Consider the following 6,988-nt stretch of genomic DNA (forward strand, 5'->3'; position numbering starts at 1 on the left):
TCGCTACTATGCAAGTATTTGATTTTACTATAATTTATCTATATAAATAACATTTAACCAAAATCAAAAGTTTCATGTGGAACAAAGTTATACACAGTTTCATGTGAAACTAATATTAGTAAGTCATTATTTATGCCTAATCATCATATCTTGCATTAAGAATGTGGATAGATAATTAAAAATTAAATGGGTAATAAGGTCAATTTCAGATCAGAATCAAGCTGTTCATGACATTGAATATCAAAACGCAACTGCTGAGCTAGCGATAAGGGGTTAATTTCAACCATCGCTCGCGCTTTTTGCCCTAACAGACATGGCGCTTGATACACAATCAACTCATCTACCAATTGCTGTTGTAAGAAGCTACCAGCGACACTGGCCCCTGCTTCTATCAATACGTCATAACACTGATACTCAGTGACTAATACCTTTAATAGTTCTCTTAAATTATCTTCACGCCAATATAGGGTATCTGGGCGACGACATAACTGATAGTCAGACTGTAGATCATGCTTTAAACGACATCGTCTATCAAGTATCACCACTTTAGGATGTGGAACCTCTTCAATTGCTATACCTAGTTGGTTAGAGCGTACATTTAACTGAGGGTTATCGACAATAACCGTTTCGCTGCCAGTAATGATAGCCCCACTTTGCGCCCGCAGCTTTTGCACGTCTTCACGAGCGGCTGGACCTGTAATCCACTTTGATTCACCTGTCGCCATCGCCGTACGACCATCAAGACTGGTCGCAATCTTAAGCCTGACATAAGGCCTTTGGGTACGCATGGCCTTTAGAAAGCCTTTATTTAACGCTTCTGCTTGCGTTGTTAATACACCAACGCTCACGGCTATACCCGCTTGTTCTAACAATTTCACACCGCGACCTGCGACCTGTGGGTTTGGATCTAGCCCAGCAACGACAACTCGTATAACGCCAGATTCTATCAGTGCTTTTGCACAAGGCGGCGTACGACCCGTATAACTACAAGGCTCTAAAGTGACATAAGCGGTAGCACCAACTGTTCTTATACCAGCATCTTTTAGAGCAAATACCTCAGCATGCGGCTGACCGGCTTTAGGATGGAAGCCTTGACCGACAACTTCCTCTGCTTGAACAATGACACACCCTACAGCAGGATTGGGTCGAGCGGTATACAAGCCAAGCTTTGCTTGCTCAATAGCAAGCATCATAAAATAGCGGTCTTTCGCATTTTGAGAATGGTCTAAATTTGACATAAAGGAGGACTTAATAAATGATGAGATATTATTATCAATAGTTTCATGAAGTCACATAAAATTATAGGCTTAAGAAAGCATCAAAACCTTAACTCAATGTTATTTATCATTAGGCCGGATATTGGCAATCTCTTGATGAAAAGCATCAATATCCTGAAAGTCACGGTAAACACTAGCAAAGCGCACATAAGCGACATCATCAAGCGTTTTAAGCTCACTCATAATTATTTCGCCAAGCACTTTACTGCTGACCTCACGCTCGCCCATTTGCCGTACACGCTTTTCAATCCGGCTAATCATCCCTTCTTGCTCATCGATAGTGATAGGACGTTTTTGTAGTGGTAATAAAATTGAGCGTCGTAGTTTATCATTATCATAAGGCTCAATCTTACCGCTGGACTTGATAATACGAGGCATCACCACTTCGACCACTTCAAAGGTGGTAAAGCGTTCTTGACAGCTATTACATGAACGACGGCGGCGCACTTGCGCACCTTCAGCAGCAAGACGCGAGTCGATTACCTTTGTCTCTGACGCATTACAATAAGGGCAATGCATACGGCTTTCCTTGTCTTTATATGAAGCACTATTAAACGAGTCATAATCCCATCTTTACAGCTACATCATTCAAATTTATAACCGTAAATAAGATTATTTACCAATGCAAAAACTGCCAAAAATCTTGCCCAACAAATCATCTGCACTAAACTCCCCGGTAATCTCGCCCAGACTATGCTGAGCTTGACGCAAACTTTCAGCAACTAATTCACCCGCTTTAAAGACGGTTAGCTGCTCATGAGCTTCTGCTAAATATTCGGCCGTTCTTCTTAACGCATCTAGATGACGCGTACGAGCTATCAAGCTATTTTCGGGTGGATGAAACCCTACTTTAGCACACAGAGTTTCGACTAAATCATCAATACCTGCGCCTGTTTCACATGAAACATTAACTTGCTCGTAACCGCGATTATGAATCTTTTGTTGCGAAATAGAGGTTATTTCTTTGCTGCTATTATTGTTTAATAAATCACTTTTATTAGCGATAATTAACAAGCGCTTGGCTTCTGGTAGCTCACCAAATAGCTGCTCAGCAAGCTGTAATGGGGTAATTTCTTCTTCAAGATCACGGGTTACATCATAAACCATTAACAGCATATCTGCCTGAGCAATCGCTGTCCGCGCGCGCTCAATGCCGATACGCTCGACCGTATCTTCTGTCTCGTGCAAACCTGCCGTATCAGTCAAGTGTAGCGTCAAACCATTGAGGACAACAGTTTCTTGTAGTGTATCACGCGTTGTACCCGCCACATCAGTGACGATAGCACGCTCTTGCCCTGCCAAGCGATTGAGCAGGCTTGATTTACCAGCATTAGGTCTACCTGCCAACACCACATGAATACCATCACGTAATAATTTTCCTTGCTTAGCAGTCGCCAAGACCTGCTGGATTTTTTCTTGTGTCTGTTCAAGCTTACCTTGTATGACCCCATCTGATAAAAAATCAACGTCTTCTTCATCAGGGAAATCAATAGCTGCTTCAACATGCAGACGCAGATGAATTAACTGCTCAAGTAGCTGATTAATCTTTTGCGAGAATTCACCGCTTAAGGAGCGAATAGCACTGCTGGCAGCAGCAGCGCTGGTAGCATCAATCGCATCTGCAATGGCTTCTGCCTGTACCAAATCCAACTTATCATTATCAAAGGCACGATAAGAGAACTCTCCAGCGCTGGCTTGTTTCGCCCCTAACTCAAACACACGTGCCAACAACTGATTTTGCAAAATCATGCCGCCATGACCTTGCAGTTCAATCACATCTTCACCAGTAAACGAGTGCGGACCCTTAAAATACAGCACCAACCCTTCATCGATGACCGTACCATCTGCTTGATAAAATCGGCAGAAGCTCGCCATGCGCGGTTTAAATGCTGACTTACCTGTCAGTGTACAAGCAATGCTATACGCATGTGTGCCAGACAGACGAATAACCCCGACCCCACCCCGTCCAAGCGGTGTAGCAATAGCGGCAATGGTGGGTAGACTCGAAAAACCGAGATTTTTTGATGACTCAGGGGCGGCTAACGCCAACTCTTGGGAATCCACAAGCACTCTCAATAACTAAAAACTCCATTATAGACGGCTTAACGCACACTGACAAAACAATCTTTAAAGAGCGTAATTCCTCATTGTAAGTCTTTTCCAATATCATCTAGCTTGGCTGTAGCGACTATGGCGTAGTCTTAAGTAGGTATTCATACCAGATATGACATTAAGAGCATAAAAAAACCACCGCCGTAGCGATGGTTTTTTAAAACTATAAACTATTAAATGATTAATCCAGTACCTTAACCGTACGAAGCTTTTGCTCTTCTTCTACTTTTTTATTGACGATATATTGATGCGTCATACTAAATAAGTTATTAACAGTCCAATATAGTACCAGACCTGCTGGGAAGAACAGCATGAACGCGGTGAAAATAATCGGCAAGAATTTCATGACTTTCGCTTGCATCGGATCAGCTGGCTGTGGATTAAGCTGCTGCTGAATAAACATCGATGCACCCATTAATAGTGGCAAAATAAACCACGGATCCATCGCTGATAAATCCTGAATCCATAAGATCCATGGTGCATGACGTAGTTCAACACTCTCAACCAGTACCCAATACAAGGCTAAGAAAATCGGCATCTGCATCAGAATCGGCAAACAACCTGCCATTGGATTGACTTTTTCTTCTTTGTACATTGCCATCATTTCTTGCGACATTTTCATACGATCGTCGCCATGCTCTTCTTTTAATGCAGCAAGGCGCGGTGCAATCGCACGCATCTTCGCCATCGAGTAATAGCTCTTGTTTGAAAACCACATCAATGCCAGCTTCACTAAGATAGTCAATAGAATAATTGACCAGCCCCAGTTACCGATGACTTTATGAATGCCATCTAAAATACCAAACAATATCTTTGATATTGGCCATAACAGACCATAATCGACCGTCTGATTTAACCCTACCGCTACATCCTTAAGCTCAGATTGTACCTTTGGACCTGCGTATAGCGTCGCATTTAAGGTTACTTGCTTGTTTGGTGCAACATTGACAGGCTGACTGTTAAAACCGATAAAATAATCATCACCTGTTTCGCGGCTAAAGAATTTACCAGTAAAGTTTTCAGGCGTCCATGCTGACACAAAGTAATGCTGTACGATGCCAACCCAACCTTTATCACTGGTCGTGGTCAATTCACCATCATTAAATTTACCAAACTTCAGCTTATTATAGGGATCATCGGGTGTACCCCAAGCGCCGCCCAAATAGGTTGCCATGCTAAGCGCACCTTTATCAGACATACCGGGATCTTTACTATCATCACGCTTTAGCTGCGCAAACATCTGACCTTGCCATGCCGCTGTAGAAGCATTTTGAATCTTATAGCTGATATCAATAGGATATTTATCGTGAGTAAAGGTAAAAGTCTTAGTGACTGTCACACCATCTTTTTTATACGTAAGCGGCACTGATAACGTTTGCTGGCCTTTTTCCATCACGTAATTGTTGGCGGTATGGCTGTATTTGGCACGACCTTCTGCAGTATCGATACCATTTTGACCAATCAGACCAGACTGAGCCACGTAAACGCGGTTACTGTTGTTTTCTAGCAATACAAAAGGCTTATCGCTATCAAGGGTCGCATCATACTGCTTTAGCGCAGCATAAACGATGTCACCGCCTTCTGGATTGATTTTGATGTCATAACGATCAGTAGTGACTGTGATTAGTCCTGCATCAGTAGCAGGTGTAGCAGTCACAGCGCTATCAACTGTACCGTTGTCGACAGGTAGCGTCTGTACTGGAATATCACCTGCTGCACCGCTAGTAGAAGGAATATCGGCTCCTACTGAAGCTGCAGTTTCTGGCACCGTGTCTACAGCTGGGGCATCTGCATAATCATCACGCCATGCCAAAATCAGCAGATAAGCGGTGATTAACATCGCAATGATGATCATCACCCGAAATATCTTTTGCATAAACCTTTCCTAGATTAAAAAATTAGGGAATAAAAAAACTAGGGCATGTGTTATGACCACCATACAGCATTGGCCCAGATGGTGAACGGTAATGTCAGCAGTCAATCACATAAAATGTTCATCATTTTACTAAAAAACGATTCTAAATGATACCAACAGTGTGGATAACTTGTGGGTAACTAGGTAGATATGCTGAAACGCCTAGTAAAGCTTACGTCTTAGGTCGATTTCATCATATGATTTAGGCGAGTAACATAGCCATGATTATCTCGATAAACATAAAAACCATGAAACTGTCCATGAGCTACTAGATTACGAGACAAGTATTGATAACGATAAGAAGCCAAAGGTAGAGGTACAAAATCAACTCCATGTCCGCCTAATGGATGACAGCGACTAATGCGTTTTAATAATAGTAAACTCCCATTCCAAACACCATACCAAGCTAGAGCTTGCTTACCATAGTTTGAACAGGTTGGATAATATCGACAACGAGCAGGTAATATAGGACTTATTATTTTTTGATAAAAATCAATAAAATTATATATTAACCTATATAAGTATTTATTTATTATTTTTATAAATAAATTCATATTATTTTTTTTCTATTTTTTTAAAAATATTAATTACTTCCATTTTTATTTCTTTATTACTTAAGCCTTTAATAGAAGTTTTAACGATAAAAACAATATCTTTATTTTCTAAACTAGAAGCTTTTATTCGAAACTGCTCACGTATTTGACGTTTGATTAGATTCCGCGCAACTGCCGTAGGGACTTTGCGCTTGGTGATCGCCATACCGACTCGTGGCTGCTCATGAGTGTTAGTACGCACAAACGCCATCAGATGGCTCTGATGTAGCTTACGTTCAGGCGCGTCAAAGACCTCACGAAAGGCTGCAGGCGTGAGTAAACGCTGCTCTTTAGTAAAGCGGGCATTAAGTGTCGTTGGAGGAGTATTAGACATAGTACAACCTAGTATAAGAGATGATAACGATAGTAGAAATAATAACAAAATATAGAGACAAAAAAAGCGCCGATGTGGGCGCTTTTAATATATGGCTAAGTGTCAGTTGTGATGATTGACTATCGCAATCTATAAATAATAGAAACACAACAAGCACTATGAGCCATGCTTATCGCAATCTACTGATTATACAGTAAGGCGATGACGTCCTTTAGCGCGGCGACGAGCTAAGACCTGACGGCCTTTTTTAGTTGCCATACGAGCACGGAAACCGTGAGTACGTTTACGCTTGATCACGCTTGGTTGGAATGTACGTTTCATAACTCACCTATCAAAATAATGGACTAAATTCGTAATAACGGAGGATTATATCATTGCATAGGATGTGGGTCAATAAACTATTCACTACGTTTTAAAGCAGCGTGATATCTCTCTTCGATTTTTTACTTTTTGTAGAAAGCTGATGGATTTTAAAAACTCATCTAAGAAGTTAGTCATCCTTTGCGTACTTGATAAATTTACTACTGTAAATCTTATTATCTAGTTTGAAAACAATTTGTATTATTGGCGATGATTTTTAAAGTTATCCACAGTTTTTATTGATTCTTATAATAATTAATTGATTAATATATATAGATATTGTTGTTATTGGGGTGCTGTTTTTCTGTGGTTAAGTGTTGATTTTCCTTTACAATCAAAAATTTAAGCTATGGGTAACCCTGTGTATAACCTGTGGGTGGAATATGGATAACTTAAT

The 6,988-nt window shown here is 40.9% G+C and carries 7 protein-coding genes; all 7 read right to left on the minus strand.

The features are described from left to right. Window positions 1-182 precede the first annotated feature (182 nt). The 7 genes from ribD to rpmH all read right to left on the minus strand — a co-directional run bounded on the left by ribD (window position 183) and on the right by rpmH (window position 6,552). Window positions 183-1,238, minus strand: a complete 1,056-nt coding sequence (gene ribD, locus PSYCG_RS12870; protein ID WP_020444554.1) for a bifunctional diaminohydroxyphosphoribosylaminopyrimidine deaminase/5-amino-6-(5-phosphoribosylamino)uracil reductase RibD — start codon at window positions 1,236-1,238, stop codon at window positions 183-185. A gap of 99 nt (window positions 1,239-1,337) precedes the next feature. Continuing rightward, window positions 1,338-1,796: a transcriptional regulator NrdR gene (gene nrdR / locus PSYCG_RS12875; RefSeq protein WP_020444555.1), complete on the minus strand. Its 459-nt coding sequence runs from the start codon at window positions 1,794-1,796 to the stop codon at window positions 1,338-1,340. Window positions 1,797-1,889: 93 nt separating this feature from the next. Further along, window positions 1,890-3,326, minus strand: coding sequence for a tRNA uridine-5-carboxymethylaminomethyl(34) synthesis GTPase MnmE (gene mnmE / locus PSYCG_RS12880; RefSeq protein WP_051130980.1), 1,437 nt, complete (start codon window positions 3,324-3,326; stop codon window positions 1,890-1,892). 244 nt (window positions 3,327-3,570) lie between these two features. Further along, a complete protein-coding gene (gene yidC, locus PSYCG_RS12885; protein WP_011514771.1) occupies window positions 3,571-5,265 on the minus strand; it encodes a membrane protein insertase YidC in 1,695 nt (564 codons plus the stop codon). Window positions 5,266-5,483: 218 nt separating this feature from the next. Next, window positions 5,484-5,858, minus strand: coding sequence for a membrane protein insertion efficiency factor YidD (gene yidD, locus PSYCG_RS13280; protein WP_084674204.1), 375 nt, complete (start codon window positions 5,856-5,858; stop codon window positions 5,484-5,486). Between the two features lies 1 nt (window position 5,859). Further along, complete coding sequence (gene rnpA / locus PSYCG_RS12890) at window positions 5,860-6,231, minus strand: ribonuclease P protein component (protein WP_020444557.1); 372 nt, start codon at window positions 6,229-6,231, stop codon at window positions 5,860-5,862. Window positions 6,232-6,417: 186 nt separating this feature from the next. Next, window positions 6,418-6,552 (minus strand): 50S ribosomal protein L34, encoded by a 135-nt coding sequence (rpmH, locus tag PSYCG_RS12895; RefSeq protein ID WP_007394757.1) that lies wholly within the window; start codon window positions 6,550-6,552, stop codon window positions 6,418-6,420. Window positions 6,553-6,988 lie beyond the last annotated feature (436 nt).

It is taken from the genome of Psychrobacter sp. G, from assembly GCF_000418305.1.
GTDB classification, from domain to species: Bacteria; Pseudomonadota; Gammaproteobacteria; order Pseudomonadales; family Moraxellaceae; genus Psychrobacter; species Psychrobacter cryohalolentis.